19 protein-coding genes are annotated in these 20,827 nt (G+C 70.9%); 8 read left to right on the top strand and 11 right to left on the bottom strand.

Features of this window, described 5'->3' with window-relative positions; genetic code table 11:
* Positions 1-14: 14 nt before the first annotated feature.
* On the bottom strand, positions 15-1,415 hold the full coding sequence (locus tag KHU32_RS17565; protein WP_213671450.1) for a malonyl-CoA decarboxylase: 1,401 nt from the start codon (positions 1,413-1,415) through the stop codon (positions 15-17).
* A 61-nt stretch (positions 1,416-1,476) separates the two neighbouring features.
* Positions 1,477-2,904, bottom strand: coding sequence for an NAD(P)H-hydrate dehydratase (locus tag KHU32_RS17560; RefSeq protein ID WP_213671449.1), 1,428 nt, complete (start codon positions 2,902-2,904; stop codon positions 1,477-1,479).
* A 24-nt stretch (positions 2,905-2,928) separates the two neighbouring features.
* Between KHU32_RS17560 and KHU32_RS17555 the strand changes: the two genes are divergently transcribed.
* Genes KHU32_RS17555 through KHU32_RS17535 form a run of 5 tightly spaced genes read left to right on the top strand, consistent with a single transcriptional unit; the run spans position 2,929 to position 6,418 of the window.
* Positions 2,929-4,299: a sulfite oxidase gene (locus KHU32_RS17555; protein WP_213671448.1), complete on the top strand. Its 1,371-nt coding sequence runs from the start codon at positions 2,929-2,931 to the stop codon at positions 4,297-4,299.
* Complete coding sequence (locus tag KHU32_RS17550; RefSeq protein WP_213671447.1) at positions 4,299-4,652, top strand: cytochrome C-552; 354 nt, start codon at positions 4,299-4,301, stop codon at positions 4,650-4,652. Before KHU32_RS17555 ends, KHU32_RS17550 begins: the two co-directional genes overlap by 1 nt.
* 7 nt (positions 4,653-4,659) lie before the next feature.
* A complete protein-coding gene (locus KHU32_RS17545) occupies positions 4,660-5,289 on the top strand; it encodes an aspartate/glutamate racemase family protein (RefSeq protein ID WP_213671446.1) in 630 nt (209 codons plus the stop codon).
* A 33-nt stretch (positions 5,290-5,322) separates the two neighbouring features.
* A complete protein-coding gene (gene parA / locus KHU32_RS17540) occupies positions 5,323-5,949 on the top strand; it encodes a ParA family partition ATPase (RefSeq protein WP_213671445.1) in 627 nt (208 codons plus the stop codon).
* Positions 5,950-5,989: 40 nt separating this feature from the next.
* A complete protein-coding gene (locus KHU32_RS17535) occupies positions 5,990-6,418 on the top strand; it encodes a GNAT family N-acetyltransferase (protein ID WP_213671444.1) in 429 nt (142 codons plus the stop codon).
* A 38-nt stretch (positions 6,419-6,456) separates the two neighbouring features.
* On the opposite strand, the gene KHU32_RS17530 is transcribed toward KHU32_RS17535, so the two are convergent.
* Complete coding sequence (locus KHU32_RS17530) at positions 6,457-7,407, bottom strand: MYG1 family protein (RefSeq protein ID WP_213671443.1); 951 nt, start codon at positions 7,405-7,407, stop codon at positions 6,457-6,459.
* A 146-nt stretch (positions 7,408-7,553) separates the two neighbouring features.
* A complete protein-coding gene (locus KHU32_RS17525) occupies positions 7,554-8,426 on the bottom strand; it encodes an amidohydrolase family protein (protein ID WP_213671442.1) in 873 nt (290 codons plus the stop codon).
* 75 nt (positions 8,427-8,501) lie between these two features.
* Between KHU32_RS17525 and KHU32_RS17520 the strand changes: the two genes are divergently transcribed.
* A complete protein-coding gene (locus tag KHU32_RS17520) occupies positions 8,502-9,254 on the top strand; it encodes an SDR family oxidoreductase (RefSeq protein ID WP_213671441.1) in 753 nt (250 codons plus the stop codon).
* A 48-nt stretch (positions 9,255-9,302) separates the two neighbouring features.
* Here KHU32_RS17520 and KHU32_RS17515 read toward each other — a convergent pair whose 3' ends face one another.
* The 5 genes from KHU32_RS17515 to KHU32_RS17495 form a co-directional block, all read right to left on the bottom strand.
* Positions 9,303-10,106, bottom strand: coding sequence for a crotonase/enoyl-CoA hydratase family protein (locus tag KHU32_RS17515; RefSeq protein WP_213671440.1), 804 nt, complete (start codon positions 10,104-10,106; stop codon positions 9,303-9,305).
* Positions 10,106-11,107 carry an acyl-CoA dehydrogenase gene (locus KHU32_RS17510; protein WP_213671439.1) on the bottom strand — a complete coding sequence of 334 codons (1,002 nt, stop codon included), beginning with the start codon at positions 11,105-11,107 and terminating at the stop codon, positions 10,106-10,108. Before KHU32_RS17510 ends, KHU32_RS17515 begins: the two co-directional genes overlap by 1 nt.
* Positions 11,107-12,243, bottom strand: a complete 1,137-nt coding sequence (locus tag KHU32_RS17505) for an acyl-CoA dehydrogenase family protein (protein ID WP_213671438.1) — start codon at positions 12,241-12,243, stop codon at positions 11,107-11,109. Before KHU32_RS17505 ends, KHU32_RS17510 begins: the two co-directional genes overlap by 1 nt.
* 106 nt (positions 12,244-12,349) lie before the next feature.
* Complete coding sequence (locus KHU32_RS17500) at positions 12,350-13,735, bottom strand: PhoX family protein (RefSeq protein ID WP_213671437.1); 1,386 nt, start codon at positions 13,733-13,735, stop codon at positions 12,350-12,352.
* A complete protein-coding gene (locus KHU32_RS17495; protein WP_213671436.1) occupies positions 13,732-16,020 on the bottom strand; it encodes a molybdopterin-dependent oxidoreductase in 2,289 nt (762 codons plus the stop codon). Before KHU32_RS17495 ends, KHU32_RS17500 begins: the two co-directional genes overlap by 4 nt.
* Positions 16,021-16,131: 111 nt before the next feature.
* Here KHU32_RS17495 and KHU32_RS17490 point away from each other — a divergent pair, with 111 nt between their 5' ends.
* Both KHU32_RS17490 and KHU32_RS17485 read left to right on the top strand, forming a co-directional pair.
* Positions 16,132-17,526: an aspartate aminotransferase family protein gene (locus tag KHU32_RS17490; protein ID WP_213671435.1), complete on the top strand. Its 1,395-nt coding sequence runs from the start codon at positions 16,132-16,134 to the stop codon at positions 17,524-17,526.
* A gap of 10 nt (positions 17,527-17,536) precedes the next feature.
* Positions 17,537-18,715 carry an O-antigen ligase family protein gene (locus tag KHU32_RS17485; RefSeq protein ID WP_213671434.1) on the top strand — a complete coding sequence of 393 codons (1,179 nt, stop codon included), beginning with the start codon at positions 17,537-17,539 and terminating at the stop codon, positions 18,713-18,715.
* On the opposite strand, the gene KHU32_RS17480 is transcribed toward KHU32_RS17485, so the two are convergent.
* Positions 18,690-19,049, bottom strand: a complete 360-nt coding sequence (locus KHU32_RS17480) for a hypothetical protein (RefSeq protein ID WP_213671433.1) — start codon at positions 19,047-19,049, stop codon at positions 18,690-18,692. The genes KHU32_RS17485 and KHU32_RS17480 overlap by 26 nt on opposite strands.
* A gap of 62 nt (positions 19,050-19,111) precedes the next feature.
* Complete coding sequence (locus KHU32_RS17475) at positions 19,112-20,746, bottom strand: CTP synthase (protein ID WP_213671432.1); 1,635 nt, start codon at positions 20,744-20,746, stop codon at positions 19,112-19,114.
* Positions 20,747-20,827 lie beyond the last annotated feature (81 nt).

Below are 20,827 nucleotides of genomic sequence, written 5' to 3'. Positions count from 1 at the left end.
GCGCGGGGGCCGTGTCAGGCCTTGAGGCTCTTGCGCACCGTCGCGGCCATGGAGCGCTTGCCCTCGCCGGCATAGGCCTCGTGGTTATCCTCGATGAATTCGAGGTCGTAGAGGTAGTTCACCATCATGCCGCCGCTCTCGCGCATGCCCTTGGGCGAGGTGTCGGCGCGCCAGTTGATGCGCTCGATGCGCGCGCCGTTCGACAGGTGGAAATGCGCCACCGGATCCGCCGCGCGGTTCTTGTTCTTGCCTGCCTCGACCGCCAGGAAACGCGCGCAAAGGCGGAGGAACAGCGGCTCGGCCACCTTGCGGAGCTCGGGCGTCCAGTCCTTCCGCGCGACGACGAGCTGCAGCAGCTCGGCCGGCGAGGCCTCGGGCGGCGCGCCGGCGGCATTGCGCAGGGCCGTCGCTTCGTCGTTGGTGAGCAGGGTCGCGTCGCCGGCCTCGCCCCGCGCCTTCAGCCAGCGGCAAAAGCCCGGGATCGGCGAGAGCGTCGCGAATTTCTTGAGGCCGCGGAACTCCAGGCCCAGCACCTCCACCACGCGCTTGATGAGGAAGTTGCCGAAGCCGATGCCGTCCAGGCCGCGCTGGCAGTTGTTGATCGAATAGAAGATGGCGGTGTCGGCGCCGGCGGGGTCCATCGCCTCGGCCCGCGGGTCGAGCAGCGCCTGCACGGAATCGGCCAGGCCCTTCACCAGCGCGATCTCCACGAAGATCAACGGCTCGGCCGGCATGCGCGGGTGGAAGAAGGCGTAGCAGCGGCGGTCCGAATCCAGGCGGTTCTTCAGGTCGTCCCAGGATTCGATGCGGTGCACCGCCTCGTAGCGGATCAGCTTCTCCAGCAGGGCGGCGGGGCTGTTCCAGTCGATGCGGCGCAGCTCGAGGAAGCCCACGTCGAACCAGGAGGTGAGCAGCGTCTTGAGATCCGCCTCCAGCGCCTCCAGCAGCGGATCGGTGCCGACGACGCGCAGCAGGTCCTCGCGCAGGTCCACGAGGAGCTTCATGCCGTCCGGAATGGCAGTGAACTGGGTGAGCAGGCGAATCCGCGGGCTTTCCAGCGCGCGGCGGAGCTTCACCTTGGCGGCGGCCTTGCCGGCGCCCTCGGTGGATTCATTCCAGGCCTTGATCGCAGCCTCGACGATCTTCGGATTGGCGTCGAAGGCGGCCAGGGTGCGCAGGAAATGGACGCGCTCCTCCTCGCTGAAGCCGCGATAGGCGGCAGCGAGCTTGGCTGCGCGGGCCCGGGCCGAGACCTCGCCGCCGCGGCCGGTCAGGCAGGCCTGCATCTGGGCGCCGACATCCTCGGCCTCGCCCCGGCTGACCACCCGCTCGGCCATGTCCCTCCACAGCCCGGTCACGCGCCGCAGCGCGCGGTCCACCAGGGTTTCAGGCGCTTCGACGAGGGTATCAGCCATGAAGGGGTCTCCAGAACGAGGTCACGATAGGCGGGAAATATTCAGAAACAAAGCGCGATCCCTACATGAGGTTGCGGAATTCCCCCGCAAGGTCCTCGGCGAGCAGCCCGGGGCCGATCTTCTGCGCGGCCTCCCCCTGAATCCAGGCGGCCGCGCAAGCCGCCTCGAAGGCCGGCATCCCCTGGGCGAGCAGCGAACCCGCGAGCCCCGCCAGCACGTCCCCGGTGCCGCCGGTGGCGAGGCTGGGTGGGGCATTGTGGTTGATGACCGCCCGCCCGTCCGGCGCCGCGATCACCGTGTCCGACCCCTTCAGCAGCACCACCCCGCCGATCCGCGCCGCCGCCGCGCGCGTGGCCGAGAGCCGGTCATCCCCCACGCGGCCGAAGAGCCGCCCGAATTCCGCGGCATGGGGGGTGAGGATCGCCGCGCCCCTCAGCCCGTCCGGATCGCCAGCGAAGGCGGTGAGCGCGCCGGCATCGGCCAGCAGCTTCCGGCCCGCGGCCAGGAAGCGCGTGACCGCCTCCCGCGTCCCGGCGTCGGGCGGCAGGCCCGGCCCCACGAGGATCGTCTCGCGGCGGGCATCGGCGAGGATCGCATCGACCAGCGCCGAGGAACCTTCCGCCTCCACGACCAGCGCCCCGGGCTCCGCGAGGCGATGCAGCGTGGCGCTCGCGGCGTCGGCGCAGGCCAGGGTCACCAGGCCCGCACCGGCCCGCCGGGCCGCGCGCGCGGCCAGCAGCGCCGCCCCCGTCATCTCCCGTCCGGAAATGATCGTGACGTGGCCGCGGCTGTGCTTGTGGCTCCCTGCTCCAGGCTGCGGCAGGGTCCAGAGCGCCGGGCCGTTGGCGAAGGTCCTGGATTGGATCGTCTCCAGCACAGTGGCCGGCAGGCCGATATCGGCGACGACCAGCTCGCCGCAGCGGTCCCGCCCCGGCAGCAGGAAATGTCCCGGCTTGGCCCGGAAGAAGGTGACGGTCAGCGCGGCCTGGGCGGCGAAGCCGCGCACGGCGCCGGTCGCGCCGTCCAGGCCCGAGGGTACGTCCACCGCCACCACCGGCGCCCGCACGGCACGGAGCGCCTCGGCGGCCGGGCCATCGAAATCCCGCGCGAGGCCTGCACCGAACACGGCATCGACCACGAGGCCCGCCCGCCCGATCTCCTCCAGCCCTCGCCTCGGCCCGTGCCAGCGGGCGGCGGCCTCCGCCGCGTCGCTGCCGGCACGCGGCGCGGCCAGCGGTACCACGGCGACGTCCCATCCGGCCTGCTCCAGCAGCCGCGCCACGACATAGCCGTCGCCGCCATTATTGCCGGGGCCGGCCAGCACCAGCGTGCGGCAAGGCCGGAAGCGCTGCCGGATCGCCGAGGCCACGGCCTGGCCCGCCGCGGCCATCAGCGCGGGGCCGTTTCCGGCCAGCCGGTCCGCCTCCGTCATCTCCGCCGGCGTCAGCAGTTCGGAAGAGATTGCGGAAAGGGGGTGCGTCTGGGCCATAGTGCGGATGTTAGGGAGGAAGACATGGCATCCAACAAGAGAGCCAACCCACCGGACCGCTCGTTGCAGGAGCTGTACCGTGACGACCCCGAACGTGCCGATGCGTTGGCCTGGGGCCGCCGCGGCGCCCTGAAGGGCTCGGCCCTGGCGACGATGGGTGCCGCGCTCGGCGCCTCCATCCCCTTCGCGGCCCGCATGCCGGCCGGCACCCTGCCCGAGCTGCTGGCGCGGCCCGCCGCGGCGCAAGGTACGGCTGCGCCCGGAGGTACCTCCCAGGGCGCCGCGGCGCCAGGACCGCAGGTCTTCCGCATGCCGGGCAAGAACGACCTCATCCTGCTCGGCGACCGCCCGCTGGTCGCGGAGACGCCGGAGCATCAGCTCGACGAGCCGGTCACCTCGGCCAAGAATTTCTTCATCCGCAACAACGGCCAGATGCCGGAGCCGGTCACCGATCCGGATTCCTGGACCCTGACCATCGACGGCGAGGTGAATACCCCGCTGAGCCTGAAGGTCGGCGAGCTGCGCAGCCGATTCCCCAACGTCACCCTGCAGCTGCAGATGGAATGCGGCGGCAATGGCCGTGGCGCCTATGCGCCGCAGACGCGCGGCAACCAATGGGGCAACGGCGCGATCTCCAACGCCGAATGGACCGGCGTGCGCCTGCGCGACGTGCTGAACGCCGCCGGCCTCAAGCCCAGCGCCATCTATACCGGGCATTTCGGCGCGGACCCGCATCTCTCGGGCGCCACGGACCGCCAGGCGATCAACCGCGGCATGCGCATCGCCAAAGCCATGGACGAGGACACGATCCTGGCCTTCCGCATGAACGGCGAGGCGATCCCGCATATCCACGGCGCGCCGCTGCGGCTGATCACGCCGGGTTGGCCCGGCAGCTTCAGCCAGAAATGGCTCACCCGCATCTGGATCCGCAACCAGGTGCATGATGGCGCGGGCATGGGCGGCACCAGCTACCGCGTGCCGGTGAAGCCCATCGTGCCGGGCAGCAACAACAACGGCGCCGACTTCGCCGAGCTCGAGAGCATGCCGGTGCGGGCCATCCTCTCCTCCCACGCGCATGGCTCGCGGCTGCCGGCGGGCACGCGGAGCCTCGATCTGCGGGGCGCGGCCTGGGCCGGCGACCTCACGGCCCGCGCCGTCCATGCCAGCGTGGATTTCGGCGCCACCTGGACTGAGATGCAGGTGGCGGCGCCGGCCAACCGCCACGCCTGGCAGCGCTGGCAGGGCCGCATCGCCCTCCCCTCGGACGGTTACTTCGAGGTCTGGTACCGCGCCACCGACAGCGAGGGCCGCATGCAGCCGCACGCGGCCGCCAACTGGAACCCCCAGGGCTATTCGGCGAACGCGATCAACCGCGCCGCGATCCTGGTCGGCTGATGCGGGCCTTGCTGGCGGTCCTCGCCCTGGCGCTTCCCCTGGCCCTGCCGCCGGTGGGCAACCTGACCTTCGCCCAGACGGCGCCCGAGGCCGAGCCGGAGGATCCCTCGATCCTGCCGGCCGGCGACGGGCAGGAGGAAACCTTCTATGCCTGCTCGGCCTGCCACAGCACGGCGATCATCCGGCGCAGCGCCTTCACGCGCGAACAATGGGACGGGCTGATGGACTGGATGGTGGAGAAGCAGGGCATGAATCCGCTGGAAGCGGCCGATCGCCGGCAGATCGTGGACTACCTGGCCCAGCATTTCGGCCCGCGCGCCTCGCCGCGCGGCCGCAACCCCTTTCTGAACTGATCCGCCCGTGGCGCTCACCATCGCCTGCCTGCACACCGCCGAGAGCAACGCCTCGCTCTTCGACACGGCCGCTGCCGCCCTGCCCGGCGGCGCGCTGCGCCTGACGCACAAGATCCGCGCGGACCTGCTGCGCGAGCCGACGCCCGAAGTCCTGGCCGAGGCCGCCAGCCTGCTGCGCGACCTCGCCTGGCATGCGGATGTCGTGCTGCTCACCTGCTCCACCATCGGCGCCGCGGCCGGACAGGTGCGGGATGCGCCCAAGCCCGTCCTGCGGGCAGACGGCGCGCTGGCCGAGGCCGCGACGCGCGCCGGCGGCACCGTCCACGTCCTCTACACCGCGCCGACCACGCGCGAGACGACCCGGCACCTCTTCGAGGCGGCGGCGAAGAGCCGGGGCGCCAGCGTCGTCATGCACATGGTCCATGGCGCCTGGGGCCTTTTCCAGGCGGGAGAGACGCGCGCCTATCTCGGCCGCATCGCCGATGCTGCGGCAGGGCTGGAAGGGCGGGTGGTGCTGGCCCAGTCCTCGATGGCGCCCGCCGCCGCCCTGATGGCCGACCATCCGCCGCTGACGGTCCCCGGCATCGGCGTGATGGCGGCTGCACGCGCGGCCGTACAGGCGCGCAAAACCGGGTAGACTGCCCTCTCCCGAATCGCAGGAGCTCCTGCCTTGGCTGTCATCATCGCCGTCGCGCAGCAGAAGGGAGGAGCGGGCAAGTCCACCCTGGCTGCCAACCTGGCTGTTGCCCTGGGATTTCCCGGAAAGAAGGTCGTCCTGCTCGACAGCGACCCCCAGCAGAGCCTCGTCCGCTGGTATGGGCTACGCGCGGAGGGCACCGCGCCGCTGGAATTCGAGGCCTCCTCCGGCTGGCGGCTCAGCAGCGCGATCGACCGGCACCGGCGCTCGGCCGACTTCGTGGTGCTCGACACGCCGCCCCATGCCGATACCGATGCCCGCATCGCCGTCCGCGCGGCCGATATCGTGCTGATCCCGCTGCAGCCCTCCCTGCCCGACCTCTGGGCCGCCGAGGCCACCATCAAGCTCGCCGAGGATGAGAAGAAGCCTTACCGGATCGTGCTGAACCGGATGCCGCCCACCGGCCGTCTGCGGGATGTGGTGACGGCGGAGCTGGCCCGCCGGAAGGCGCCCGTGATGAAGGAGACGCTGGGCAACCGTTCCGCCTTCGCGACGGCCTTCGCGCTCGGCCTCGGCGTCACGGAAAGCAACCCGCGCAGCGCCGCCGCCGACGAGATGAGGACCCTCGCCTCTTCCCTCCGGAAGCTGACGGCCCAATAACTCACCCCATGACTAACCCCATCCGAAGGCGCTTCGCGTAATGGACGCCCCGAAGCTCACCATCAGCGACGACGATTATCCGGAGCTGGAAGCCGTTGCCGCCATCCAGCGCGGCCTGCATTCCTACAATCAGGAGCGCGGCGGCCCCTATGACCGCGAGCCCGTCACCGTCCTGGCCCGCGACGAGAACGAGGTGGTGAAGGGCGGCCTGCTGGGCCTGACCTACTGGAACTGGCTCTTCATCGACTGGCTCTGGCTGTCATCGGGCGTGCGTGGCCAGGGCCTGGGCACCGAGCTCCTGACCCGTGCCGAGGCGATCGCCCGGGAGCGCGGCTGCACGGACGCCTATACCGACACCTTCAGCTTCCACGCTCCCAAGTTCTGGCAGCGGAACGGCTGGATCGAGGCCGGGCGGCTGGATGGAATGCCGCCGGGCCATTCGCGCATCTGGTACCGCAAGAAGCTCTAGAAGACGGCGGCCCGCCGGATCGCGGCGGGCCCTTCCCCTCAGGCCGCCATGGCCTTGCGCGCCAGCTCCACCGCCCCGTCGCGCGACTTGGCGGCGCCCACGAAGCGCCGCAGATGCACGAAGACGGCATCGCCGACGCCCGTCTCGGCGGCCAGCGCCTCGGCATCCAGGCCGGCCCAGGCCTCGGGCAGCGGCAGGCGCTGGGCGAAGGAGCCCGGCTCCGGCGGCACCGTGTCCAGCATCCAGTTGCCGTTGGAGGCGGGGGAGACGGTGAAGAGCACGGGAAGGTCGTGCGAGAAGACCACGTTCTTCCAGGGCATCCCACGCTCGAGCACCAGGATGCGCGGATCCTCCGCCGCCGCATGGGCGGCGAGCACCAGGGCCTCGGCCGCCAGGCGGGCCCGCAGCCCATCGACGCGCCGGCCCAGGATGCCGGAAACCAGCGCCGCCGCCTCCAGGAAGGCCGCATCGCCGGCGGTGGCGCCGTTCGCCGTGGCTTCATCCCAGCTCGGATTGAAGTCCCCGACCAGCGAGGCGAGCCCGAGCGTATCGGAACGGACGGGGCCGTCGGCTGCCACGCCGTTGTCGTTCTCGTCGATCCGCCGCACGACCGTCTCGTCGATCTCGGCGGCGATGGCGGGCGCGAAGCCCTCCGCGCCGCCTTCCTTCAGCAGCGCCGCCACGGCACGCTCGCCATAGACCCGCCAGATCAGGCCGGCGGAGGAATAGGGCGTGCCGTCGGCACGCAGCGGGGCGCCGCGCTGGTGATGGTCGAAGCGGCTCGTGGCCTCGTCGAAAACGAAGCCCACATCCCAGACGATATCGGCCGAGGCGATGGCCTCCGGCTTGCGGGTGCGGAGCAGAACGTGGTCGCGCCCCGGTTCCCGCAGGCCGAGCGCCAGGCGCAGCACGGCGTAGGCGAAGACCTCGTCGCAGTGGAACTTGCCGCTATGGGTCGCGAGTACGGGAAGCGGCTTGTCGCTGGTCATGGTCGTGTTCCGATGCGGGATTGATCCGGCGCGGGCGACGCGCCTCCGGCGCCGTGCCTAGCCGGGCCGGCCCCGCGCGTCCATGTCGCGCCCCGCCATCGGGCAATCCGTCACGGCCCGGCAACAGGCCGGGCCGCTTGGCCTCGTCAGAAGCGGTAGAGCTCGGCCGGGGTGGTCACCAGGATCTTCTCGCGCAGCTCCGCATCGGGCACCCAGTCGAAGAGCCAGTCGAGCAGCATGCCGTCGTCGGTCATCTCCGCGGCGGTCTCGAACTGGGTATGGGGCCAGTCGGTCCCCCAGACGCAGCGCTCCGGCGCCGCCGCGGCGAAGCGCCGGGCGATCGGCGCCAGGTTGTCGTAGGGCGGGCGGCTGGCGCGATAGCCGCAGAGCTTCACCCAGGCGTGGCCGCCCTCCAGCAGGCGCAGCGCGGCCGCGAGCTCCTCGCCATCCGGCCCGTCGGCGGCATTCACGCCGGCCATGTGGTCCAGCACGATCGGCACGGGCAGCTTCGCGAGCACGGGCTCGAGCTCCTTCACCTGCGCGCCCTTCATGTAGAGCTGGATGTGCCAGCCGAGGGGCGCCACGCGCCGGGCCAGGCTCTCGAGCTGCTCGACGGGCGTGCCATTGCCGCTGACGGCGTTGAAGCGCACGCCGACGGCGCCCTCATCCGCCAGGCGCTGAAGCTCCTGCGGCATGGCGCTGTCATCCACCACCACCACGGCGCGGGCCGTGTCCCGCCCGAAGCGGGCGACGGCATCCATCGTGACGCGATTGTCGGTGCCGTAGACGCTGGCCTGCACCACCACCCGGCGGTCGAGGCCAATAGTGCCCGCCATGTCGAGGTAATGGTCGATCAGCGCGGCCGGCGGCGTGTAGGGCCGCGTCGGGCTCATCGGGAAGCGGTCATAGGGGCCGAAGATATGGAAATGGCTGTCGCAGCTGCCGGGGGGCGCCTTCTCGCGCGGCGCATTCGTCCGCGCATTGGCGGGGACACAGTCGAATTGGAGGTTCTTTTCCATGACGTTAGATTGCGGCGACGGCGGCGCCGACGCAATCTCGGGCCGCAATTCAACCCTTCTGGGAGAGAGATGGTCATGACGGGTAAAGTCGCGGTGGTGACGGGGGCGAGCACGGGCATCGGGCGCGCCGCGGCGCTGGGCCTGCTGAAGGCCGGCTATCGGGTGGCGCTGGCGGCGCGCCGCCAGGATGCGCTGGAAGAGACGGCGCAGATGGCCGGCGCGAATTCCGGCAATGCTCTGCCGGTAGCGACCGACGTTTCCTCGCCCGAGGGCGTGGAGAAGCTGTTCGCGGCCGTGAAGTCGAAGTGGGGCCGCTGCGACCTGCTGTTCAACAACGCCGGCATGGGCGTGCAGGGCTATCTCTTCGAGGACCTTCCGGTCGAGAAGTGGCTGCAGGTGGTGGCGGTGAACCTCACCGGCTCCTTCCTCTGCGCGCAGCAGGCCTTCCGCATGATGAAGGAGCAGTCGCCGCAGGGCGGGCGCATCATCAACAACGGCTCGATCAGCGCGCATACGCCGCGGCCGGACAGCGTGGCCTACACCTCGACGAAGCACGCGATCACGGGCCTCACGAAGCAGCTGATCCTGGACGGGCGGAAGTACAACATCGCCGCCGGGCAGATCGACATCGGCAATGCCGCGACCAACATGACGCAGCGCATGACCAAGGGCGTGAAGCAGCCCAATGGCGAGCTGCTGGTCGAGGCGACGATGGACGTGCAGAACGTGGCCAATGCCATCGTCTTCATGGACAGCGTGACGCCCGAGGCGAACGTGCCCTTCCTGACGGTGAAGGCCAACCTGATGCCGTGGGAAGGCCGCGGCTGAACCTCGGCCAGAGCGGCGCGGGGATCCTTCCCCGCGCCGGACTTTGGCTCAGCGCCCGGTGAAGACCGGGGCGCGCTTGCCCAGCATGGCGTTCACCGCCTCCTTGTGATCCTCGGTCTCCTGCGCGATCGCCTGATAGGCGGCCGACAGCTCGAGCAGCGAGGGCAGCGACATATGCTGCCCCTCGCGCAGCAGCCGCTTGGTCATGCGCAGCACCTGCGGCGGGTTCTTCGCCACGCGCGCGGCCAGCTCCTTCGCCGCCGGCAGCAGCTCCGCATGCGGCACGACGCGCGAGACGAGGCGCGCGGCCAGCCCCTGCTCGGCGTTCAGCGGATCACCGGTGAAGGACATCTCGGCCGCCATGGCGAGGCCGACCGCGCGCGGCAGCAGCCAGGCGCCGCCGTCGCCGGGCACGATGCCGACGCGCACGAAGCTCTCCGCGAAGATCGCCTTCTCGCTGGCGATGCGCATGTCGCACATGCAGGCGAGGTCGAGGCCTGCGCCGATCGCCGGGCCATTGATGGCGGCGATGGTCGGCACGTCGAGCTCCCACAGCGCCAGCGGGATGCGCTGGATGCCGCGGCGATAATTCTCGCGCATCTCGGCCGCGCTCGTCGCCGCCATGATGCCGGTGCGATCGCGCATGCCCTTGAGGTCGCCGCCCGCGCAGAAGGCAGGGTCGGCGCCGGTCACGATGACGCAGCGCACGCTCTCGTCCCGCGTGATGCGGCGGCAGGCATCCTCCACCTCGTCGCAATCCGAGAAGCTCGAGATCGCGTTGCGGCGCTCGGGCGCGTTGAGGGTGATGGTGACGACCGGGCCGTGCTGCTCGATCAGAAGAAAATCGCTCATCAGTTGCTTCCCTGTGGATCGCGGGCGGTAAGGTCGGGCCAGAGATTCGCGCCGCCGCGCGACAACGCCGCGCGGCCGATCTCGGCGGCCCAGAAGCGCTCGGTGCCGCCCTCCTCCCGCCAGGACCAGAGGCGGCGGGTGAAGTGGTGGAGCTCATGCTCCTCGGTGATGCCGATGGCGGCGAAGACCTGGTGCGCCGTGGCCGCGCCCAGCGTCGCAGCCTCCCCGGCCACGACCTTCGCGCAGCCGATCTCGAAGGCGGCGCCCGACAGGCCATGCGCATCCGCGGCGCGGGCGGCCTGGCCGACGGCGACGCTCACGGCCGCGACCTCGCCCGCCATGGCGGCGAGCTGCTGCTGCACCGCCTGGAACTTGCCGATCGGGCGGCCGAACTGCTTGCGGGTATTCGCCCAGTCCACCGTCAGCGCCAGCACGCGCTCCAGCGCGCCCGCGATCACGGCGGAACGGATCAGCGCGCGACCCAGCAGCCCGGCGCGCGGGCCGAACTCGTTGGGCAGCAGGGCGCGGGCGATGCGCGGGCCGGGCATCACGGCGTCGCGCGGCTCGCGGCCGACATTGCCGGCGGGGCGGATCTCGCCCGGCTCATGCAGCGCGACCGTGTTGCCTTCCAGCAGCACGATCCGCGCGACATGCCGGCCATAGGGAACCGCGGCGCTGCCGCAGGCGAGGCCGAGCGGGCCTTCCGGCACCTCGATGCCGGCGCTGGCCAGCAGCGCGCCGGCCAGCATGGTCTCGGCGATGGGCGCCGGCGCGCCATGGCGGCCGAGCACCTGCCAGATCGCCGCCGCATCGCCCCAGGAGAGGCCGACGCCGCCGGCCGCCTCGGGCACCAGGGCCAGGGCCAGGCCCTGCGCCTCCAGCCCGGCCCAGAGCTCCGCCGGCCATTCGCCGGCCTCGATCTGGCGCAGCAGCGCGATGCCGCCGGCATCGCCGATGAGGCGATCCACCTGTTCGGTGAGGATCGAACGCAGGTCGTTCATCAGCGAAGCCCCAGGTCGCGCGCGATGATGCCGCGCAGGATCTCCCGCGTGCCGCCGCGCAGGCTGAAGGTGGGCGCCAGTTGCGCCAGGACGCCCAGCATCTCGCGCAGCTCCGGCGAGGCATCGCCGGGGTCGAGCAGGTTGCGCAGATGCTCCGGCAGCGCCTGTTCGAAGAGGTTGCCGGCATCCTTCACCAGCGCGGCCTCGACCTGCGGCGATTCGCCGCGTTCCAGCATGCCGCCCACCGAGAGCGACATGCCGCGCAGCGTGGCCAGGCGCGCGACCATGCGGCCGATCGTGACCTCGGCGCCCGGCTGCGGCGCGGCGTTCAAGGCGTCGATGCCGGTCGAGAGCGCGGGGAAGGAGGAGAGGTAGCGGTCGGGGCCACTGCGCTCAAAGCCGAGCTCGGAAGTGGCCTGGGCCCAGCCGGCGCCCTCCTGGCCCAGCAGGTCGTCGGGGCGCAGCTTCACGTCGTCGAAGGTGACCTCGTTGAAGCTGTCCTCGCCCGCGAGGTCGCGGATGGGGCGGATGGTGATGCCCGGCAGCGTGAGGTCCACGAGGAACTGCGAAAGCCCGGCATGGCGGGAGCCGCCCTCGGGCGCGGGCGAGGTCCGCACCAGCGCAATCATGTAGTCGCTCTTATGGGCGAAGGTCGTCCAGATCTTGCGGCCGTTCAGCACCCAGCCGTTGGAGTCGCGCTCGGCCTTGGTGCGCAGCGCGGCCAGGTCGCTGCCCGCATCGGGTTCGGAGAGGCCGATGCAGAAGGCCAGTTCGCCGCGCGCGATACCCGGCAGGATGCGCAGCCGCTGCTCCTCGGTGCCGAGGCGCAGGATAAGGGGGCCGGACTGCCGGTCGCCGATCCAATGCGCGCCGACCGGGGCGCCCACCGCCAGCATCTCCTCCAGCACGACGATCCGCTCGAGGCTGCTGCGCTCATGGCCGCCGTACTTCTTCGGCCAGGTCATGCCGATCCAGCCGCGCTCGCCCACCTGGCGCGAGAAGCCGCGGTTGAATCCCATCCAGGAGCGCGCGCGTGTTCCGGGCGACCAGTTCCGGCCCGCCTCGCTCAGGAAGGCGCGCAATTCCGCGCGCAGGGCCTCGGAATCCGGCGGGGTGTCCGGCAGGTCAAATCGCATCCAGTTTCCTCCTGGGCGCGCAAGCTAGACGGGCCGCGTGACCAGGGCGACCCCCCGCCAGTGACGTCGAGGCAAGGTCAGGAAACAGGCCGTCCGGCGGCGTCCTTCACCCCCGCGCGAGCGAGAGCAGCGCCGATCGCGGCGGCACGCCCGGCTGGAATTCCGGCCAGCGGGTCGAAGGCCGCTCGAAGCTCGCGCCTGGCTCCGCGCCCGGCCGGCGGGCCACGGTGAAGATGACGCGCCCGTCCGGGGAGGCTGCCGCGCCACCGATGCCCGCGGCACGCGGGGCGCCGTAGATCGGTCGCAGGCCCGATGCCTCCATGACCCACAGGCTCTGCGCCGCGGGCCCGATCACGCCGTCCGTGTCCGTACCCAGCATCACGCCGCCATTCCGGTCCGCCGCGATGGTGCGCACGGCCAGGCCGCCCGTGTCGTGCCGCTGGACCGACATGGCCGCCGCCCCCGCATCGCCGCCCTCGGGCAGCAGGGAGAGGACGCCGAACTTGCCGCAGAGGATCAGCCGGTTGCCGGCCGTGTCCCAGGCGAGGCCGGACGGCGCATCCAGGGCCGTGCCGCCGGCCTGGCGGGCTGCCTCCGTTGGATTGGTCGCATCGGCGAGCGGCACCCAGTCGAGGCGGCCGGCCTGCATCCGCGCGACCGCGAGCGACCCTGCTTCGAGCGGGGCCTCGCCCGCCGCGGGGCCGGAGGAAAGGAAGCGGAAGAGGTAGCCGCCCGCACCACGCTCGGCGACGAAGACCACCGCCTGCCCGGCGCGCGAAACCGCCGCCGCTGCATCCGACTTCGGGAAGCGGCCGATGGCCGTCTGCTTCGCCGGAATGGATTGCGGATCGAGCGGATCGAGCTCCACGAGCCAGCCATAGGCCTCGGCGCTGTGGAGGCCGAGGCGCTGGACCCAGGGCGCCGGGTCGCCCTCAGTCAGCAGCAGCGAGCCCCAGGGCGTCGCGCACCCGCCGGTGATCGCGATGACTCCCCGCAGGGCACCGCCCGTATCCGTGGCGAGGGGGCCCGCGGCCCGGCAGAGGTTGGCCGCGGTCAGCCGTCGCGACTGGAAGCCGCCGTCGCTCACGATCCAGCGCCCGCCCTGGCGCTCGACATTGACCAGCGAGGCGCCCTGCATCGCGCCCGCCACCTCCGGCCGGTCGACACCGCCGGGGAAGGCCATGGCGGCGGAGACGGTCGGATGCGCGATGGCGAGCACGCCGCGCGGCACGCGATCGGCCGCCAGCGGCGGGATCACGAGGTCCACGAGCCGCGCATCCCAGCCGAACTGGGCGGAAGCGGCCTCGGCATTGGTCGTGCGCGGGTCCCAGGGCGGGGCGTCGAAGGTTACGCGATCACCCCAGCGCATCAGCACGCCGCGGCGGAAGCCAGGGGCGACGGTGTCGTCTTGCAGCACCGGAAAGGCCGATTGGGCGGCGGCGATGGCCGGCAGGAGCGCGGGCGCGGCCAGGAGGGCGCGACGGGAAATCATGCCGGCATCTCCTCGATGGTGGGCGGAACATGAGCGCGAATGGGCGGCAAGGGCCCTTCCCAGGCCTCGATGCGGACGAGGCAGGACTGCGCCGACATGCCCTGCGTCAGCGTGGAGGTCGCGATATCGGGCGTCAGCACGTTCGGGTTGCCATGGACGCAGAGGCTACCGGGAACGCCAGGCTCCAGCGGGTCGTACCAGGCGCCGGTCGCGAGCAGGACCACGCCGCGCGCCAGCCGGTCGTCGAGCCGGATGCCGGCGAGGCAGGCGCCGCGGGTATTGAACACGCGGACGACCTGCCCGGCCTCGAACCCGCGCGCGGCGGCGTCCTCCGGATGGATCACCAGGGGCTCGCGGCCCTGGATCTTGTCGCGGGCCGCGATGGGCCCGGGGTCGAGCTGCGAGTGCAGGCGCGTCGGCGGCTGGTAGCTCAGCAGGTGCAGCTCGTCCGCCGCCGCATTGCCGAGCCATTCGCGCGGCTCCATCCAGGTCGGCATGCCGGGGCAATCGGCATGGCCGAAGCCCGCGATGGTCTCGGAAAAAAGCTCCACCTTGCCGGAGGGCGTATCGAGCGGGTTCTCCTCCGGATCGCGCCAGAAATCGGCGAATTGCGTGAAGCTCTGCCCGCGCTCGACGGGCGGCAGCTCCACATGGCCCTCTTCCCAGAAGGTGTCGAAATCCGGCGCGTCGAAGCCCATGCGCGCGCAGGCCTGATGCCAGCGGCCGTAGATGTGGCGCAGCCAGGCACCTTCGTCGCGCTGCTCGGTAAAGCGGTCCCGGAAGCCCGCGGCATCGGCGAGATCGGCCAGGATGTCGTGGTCGTTGCGCGCCTGGCCCAGGGGGCGGATCGCCTGATGCATGGCGCGGATGAAGCGATCGCGCGAGGAATGGCCGATGTCGTTGCGCTCGAGCGTGGTCGTCGCGGGCAGCACGATGTCGGCGTGGCGCGCCACCGCGGTCCACCAGGGCTCGTGCACCACGATGGTCTCGGGATGCGCCCAGGCGCGCAGCAGGCGGTTGAGGTCCTGGTGGTGGTGGAAGGGATTGCCGCCCGCCCACCAGACCATGCGGATGTCCGGCAGGTTCAGGACGCGGCCGTTATAGTCGAGCGTGCCGCCCGGCCGCTCCAGCAGCTCCGTGATACGGCCGACCGGGATGAAGCTGCTGACCGGGTTGCGCGCGGCGGAGAGCGAGAGGCTCGGCATCTCGCGGCGCGGATTGCCGATGCCGCCCGAGGAACCGTAGCCAAAGGCCACGCCCTGTCCCGGCTTGCCGATGCTGCCGAGCACGCCGGCGAGCGCGATCAGCGCCCAATAGGGCTGCTCGCCGTAATCCGCGCGCTGCAACGACCAGGCGGCGGTGAGCATGGTCGGCTGGGCGAGGCAGCGCTCCGCCAGCCCGCGAATGGTCACGGCCGGGACGCCGGTGATGCCTTCCGCCCATTCGGGCGTCTTGTCCGTCAGCGTCGGCGCCAGACGGTCCCAGCCCACGCAATGGGTGGTGAGGAAGGCGCGGTCCTCGCGGCCGAGGCTGACGATGTGATGGATCATCGCCAGGATCAGCGCCGTGTCGGTGCTCGGGCGGATGGGGACGAACTCGGCGGCCAGTGCGTCCTCGGTGTCGGCGCGATAGGGCGAAATGTTCACCATCTTCACGCCCGCCGCGACGGCCGCGCGCATGTTCGGCCCATAGGTATTGGCCGCGCCGCCGGAGGTGACGTAGCCGTTCTTGGCCGCGAGCCCGCCGAAGCAGAGCATCAGCTTCGCGTTCTCGGCGATGGCGGCCCAGTCGGTCATGCGGCCGAGGAAGACCTCGTTGGTGCCGAGCAGGTGGGGCATCAGCGCCTGCGCGGTCGCATAGGAATAGGCGTTGACCGAGAAGGTGTAGCCGCCGCCCAGGCTCAGGTAGCGCTGCAGCTGGCTCTTGGCGTGATGGAAGCGCCCCGCGCTCGACCAGCCGTAGGAGCCGCCATAGATCGCGGCGTCGCCATGCTCGGCGCGGGTCCGCGCGGTCTCCTCGGCGAGCAGGCGGATGGCGCGGTCCCAGCTCACCGGCACGAAGGGATCGCCGCCGCGCAAGTGGCCGCGCCGCTTCCCCTCCAGCCAGCCCTTGCGGATATAGGGCCGGTCGATGCGCGCCGCGCTGTTCACGGTCGCCGGCACGGATTCGATGAGGGCGGCCGGAACGGGGTCCTGCGCGAAGGGCCGGACGCCGACGAGGCGGCCGTTCTCGGTGATCGCGTCGAATAAGCCCCAATGCGAGGCGTGCGGCCTGATCTCGGTCATCTTTGGAGAATGCCCCCGAAACCCTCGGGCGCGAAGCGTCCGTGCTCAGCTTTGGGTTCCAAGACGCCGCGCGGAGGCGTAGGGTGCGCGGACCCCTGCAAGGATGGCCCAATGACCCCGCCGCGCAATTCAAACGCCGCCCGCGACATCGCGAACCTGCTGCATCCCTACACCGATGCTCGCGCCCATGCGCAAAACGGCCCGCTGGTGATCACCCGCGGCGAAGGTGTGCGGGTCTTCGATGACCAGGGCAATTCCTACATCGAGACGGTGGCCGGCCTCTGGTGCGCCTCGCTCGGCTTCGACAATGCGCGCCTGGTCGAGGCCGCCACGAAGCAGATGAAGCAGCTGCCCTTCTACCATGCCTTCACGGGCCGCAGCCACGAACCGGCGATCGACCTCGCCGAGATGCTGATCGAGCGCGCGCCGGTGCCGATGAGCAAGGTGTTCTTCTGCAACTCGGGCTCCGAGGCGAACGACACCGCGGTCAAGATGATCTGGTACTTCAACAACGCCATCGGGCGTCCGGAGAAGAAGAAGATCATCGGTCGCCTGAAGGGCTACCACGGCATCACCATCGCCGCTGGCTCGGTGACCGGCCTGCCCGTCAACCACAAGCTGTTCGACCTGCCGATCGCGGGCGTGCTGCACACGACGACCCCGCATTACTATCGTGAGGGCCGGCCGGGCGAGACCGAGGAGCAGTTCGCGACGCGCTGCGCCACCGAGCTCGACGAGCTGATCATCGCCGAAGGCCCCGAGACGGTCGCCGCCTTCTTCGCCGAGCCCGTGATGGGTGCCGGCGGCGTGCTGGTGCCGCCCGCCACCTACTACGAGAAGATCCAGGCCGTGCTGAAGAAGCACGACGTGCTCTTCGTGGCCGACGAGGTCATCTGCGGCTTCGGCCGGACCGGCGAGTACTGGGGCTGCCAGTCCATGGGCATCCAGCCGGACATCCTGACCTGCGCCAAGGCGCTCAGCGCCTCCTTCCTGCCAATCTCGGCCGTGCTGATCAACGACCGGATCTTCCAGGGCCTGGCCGACGGCTCGGCGTCCATCGGCTCCTTCGGCCATGGCTTCACCTATTCGGGCCATCCGGTTCCGGCCGCCGTCGCGGTCGAGACGCTGAAGATCTACGACGAGATGGAAATCGTCGCGCATGTGAAGAAGGTGGCGCCGGTCCTGCAGGACGGGCTGCGCAGCCGCTTCGCCAACCACCCGCTGGTGGGCGAAGTCCGCGGCATCGGCCTCATCGGCGCCGTCGAGCTGGTGGCGGACAAGGCCACCAAGAAGGCCTTCGACCCGGCCCAGAAGATCGGTCCCCGCCTCACGAAGATCGCCGAGGCCAATGGGCTGATCATGCGCGCGCTGCCGGGCGACGGCATCGCCTTCTCGCCGCCGCTGATCATCACGGCGGAGGAGATCGTCGACATGCTGGATCGGTTCAGCAAGTCGCTCGACGAGCTCGCGGTGCAGCTGCGCCGCGAAAGCATCGCCGCGGTCTGATCCACCGCCGGTGATATCGCCTAGCTGGGCGCTGACGGCGGCTCTCGCCGTCGCGCCCTTCGCCGTGGTGCTCCAGAACCGGGTGATGGCCCCCATCGCGCTGGCCGGCATGGCCGGCTGCGCGGTGTTGGGCTGGCTCCGGGGCTGGCGCCCTTCCGCCCCGCCGGCCCTGGCCTGGGCCGCGATCTCCCTTCTCGCCTGGATGATCGTCTCCGCGCTCTGGGCGCCGGAGGCGGGACGTGCGCTCGACGGCGCCGCGCGGCTGGCCGTCTCCCTCCTTCTCGCCGTCCTGGCTGCCGATGCGCTGAGCGCCGAGGCCCCTTCCCCGCGAATCGCCCGGGCGGCGGCGATCGGCGTCGCGATCGGGATCGCGGCGGCGGGCTTCGACCATCTCAGCGGCAATGCGCTGCGCGGCAGCGTGCGCGGCCTGCCGGCCTGGGACGTCACCCTTTCCTTCGGCCTGAAGAATGCCGCGGCGGTGCTCGCGCTGCTGCTGCCCCTCGGCGTCTTCGCGAATGCCCTGCCGCTCTGGCCGCGCGTCGCGCTGGGCGTGGTGGGGGGCGCCGTGGTGCTCGCCCTGCCCGGTGACAGCGCGAAGATCGCCGTGCTGGCCGGCCTGGCCTTCGGGCTGGCGGGCAGCTGGCGGCCGCGGCTGACGCGCGGGGCCCTGGCCCTGGGCACGGCGGTGCTGGTCCTCGGCCTGCCCTGGGTCCTGCAGGCCCTGCTGCCGCTGGATGCAGGGCGCCTGCCCGAATCGGCCGCGCACCGCCTGCTGATCTGGGATTTCGTCGCGCAGCGCATCCAGGAAGCACCATTCCTGGGCTGGGGCATGGACGCCAGCCGCGCCATTCCCGGCGGGACCGGCCATCCGGACGCCGCCACGCTGGCCGCCTTCGGGCTCACCGCCAAGCGCGAGTGGTTCGCCGGCGCCCAGCTCCTGCCGCTCCACCCGCATAACCTGGCGCTGCAGGTCTGGCTGGAGCTCGGCGCCATCGGTGCTCTGCTGATGGCCGGACTGCTGGCGATGCTCGCCCTCGCCTCGCGGGGTGGGGCAGCCTGCGGCGCCTATGCCGCGGGCCTGGTCATCGCCATGCTGAGCTATGGCGCCTGGCAGTACTGGTGGGTGGCGGCCCTCCTGCTCGCGACGATCGCCGCCACGCGGATCAACGGCGCCGCATCACGATCGTGAAGGGCGGGCGCGAGCCCGAATTGCTCTGGGAGACCGTGCCCTCCAGCCGGTCGGGCGCGGTGTAGCGCAGCACGACGGGACTGTTCCCGCCGGTGGTGAGCCGGACCGTATCGCCGCTGATCTGGATAGGCGTCTCGTTGCGGCCCCAGCTTCCCCTCGCCGTTCCCCCCGCCACGTCGACCGACGTCACGGTCAGCCGGCGGCGGGGATCGGCGTCGCGGGAGCCCAGGAGGTCCCCCACCCAGTCGCCCACCAGCCAGTGCTGCTGGGCGCGGGCGGTGCCGGCGGCCGCGAAGGACGCCGGGAGAGCTGACAGAAGGTGTCTCCGTTTCATCGGCTGGTCCCCGCCGCGGCGCGGTCATCCTGCTGGAAAGCAGGACGCCGCCGCAACGGGTTTCAGACCAGCCGCGCCTGCCGCACAGCCGCGCCCACGAAGCCCTCGAAGAGCGGGTGCGGCGCGAAGGGCTTGGACTTCAGCTCCGGGTGGAACTGCACGCCCACGAACCAGGGATGGTCCGGATACTCGATGATCTCGGGCAGGATGCCGTCCGGCGACATGCCGGAGAATCGGAGGCCCGACTTCTCCAGCCGGTCGCGGTAGCCGACATTCACCTCGTAGCGATGGCGATGCCGCTCCTCGATGCGGGACTTGCCGTAGACCTTCCGGACCAGCGAATCCTCGGCCAGCAGCGCCGGATAAGCGCCGAGCCGCATGGTGCCGCCCAGGTCGCCGCCCTCGCTGCGGGTCTCGCGCTCGTTGCCGCGGACCCATTCGGTGAGCAGGCCGACCACCGGCTCGTCGCAGGGACCGAATTCGGTGCTCGAGGCGTTCTGGATGTCCAGCAGGTTCCGCGCCGCCTCGATGACGGCCATCTGCATGCCGAAGCAGATCCCGAGGAAGGGAATCTTCCGCTCGCGCGCAAACTTCACGGCCTCGATCTTGCCGGCCGTGCCACGCTCGCCGAAACCACCGGGAACGAGGATGCCGTGCACGCCGTCGAGCCGGCGGACGACCTCGCCCTCCTCCTTCTCGAAGAGCTCGCTGTCCACCCAGTCCAGCTTCACGCGCATGTTATGCGCGATGCCGCCATGGGCCAGCGCCTCGTTCAGCGACTTATAGGCGTCCAGCAGGCCCGTGTACTTGCCCACGACGGCGATGGTGACCTCGCCCTCGGGTGCGGTGATGCGCTCCACGACGCGGTCCCAGCCGGTCATGTCCGGGTCGCCGTAGACGCTGAGGTTGAAGTGCCGCAGCACCTCGCGGTCCAGCCCCTCGCGATGGTAGCTGGCCGGCACGGCATAGATGCTCTTGGCATCATAGGCCGGGATGACGCTCTCGGGCCGCACGTTGCAGAAGAGCGCGATCTTGCGGCGCTCGTTCTCGGGGATCACCCGGTCGCAGCGGCAGAGCAGGATCTGCGGCTGAATGCCCATGCCCAGCAGCTCCTTCACGGAGTGCTGCGTCGGCTTGGTCTTCAGCTCGCCAGCCGAAGGGATGTAGGGGACCAGCGTGAGGTGGATGAAGAGGCTGTTCGTCTGGCCGAGCTCGTTGGCGAGCTGGCGGACGGCCTCCAGGAAGGGGAGCGACTCGATGTCGCCGACCGTGCCGCCGATCTCGACGAGCACGAAGTCGTAATCCTCGGTGTCCGCCACCACCGCGTCCTTGATGGCGTCGGTGATGTGGGGAATGACCTGGACGGTGGCGCCCAGGTAGTCGCCCCGGCGCTCCTTCGCGATCACCTCGGAATAGAGGCGACCCGTCGTCCAGTTGTCGGCCTTGTTGGCATGAACGCCGGTGAAGCGCTCGTAATGCCCGAGGTCGAGGTCAGCCTCGGCACCGTCATCGGTGACGAAGACTTCGCCATGCTGATACGGGGACATCGTCCCGGGATCGACGTTGAGATAAGGGTCCAGTTTGCGGAGGCGAACGCGATAGCCGCGCGCCTGCAAAAGGGCCCCGAGGGAAGCCGCTGCGATGCCCTTGCCAAGCGAGGAGACCACGCCGCCGGTGATGAATACGAACCGCGCCATGGGAGTTCGTCATAGCGACCTCGCCCGTGGCGAAACAACCCCCCTTCGACGCAACCCTGCCAAGGCGTTTCACGCCGGGCA

This window comes from Roseococcus pinisoli (assembly GCF_018413645.1).
GTDB classification, from domain to species: domain Bacteria; phylum Pseudomonadota; class Alphaproteobacteria; order Acetobacterales; family Acetobacteraceae; genus Roseococcus; species Roseococcus pinisoli.
Note: the sequence above shows the minus strand (reverse complement) of the source record. Positions and strands in the feature narration are given on the sequence as shown.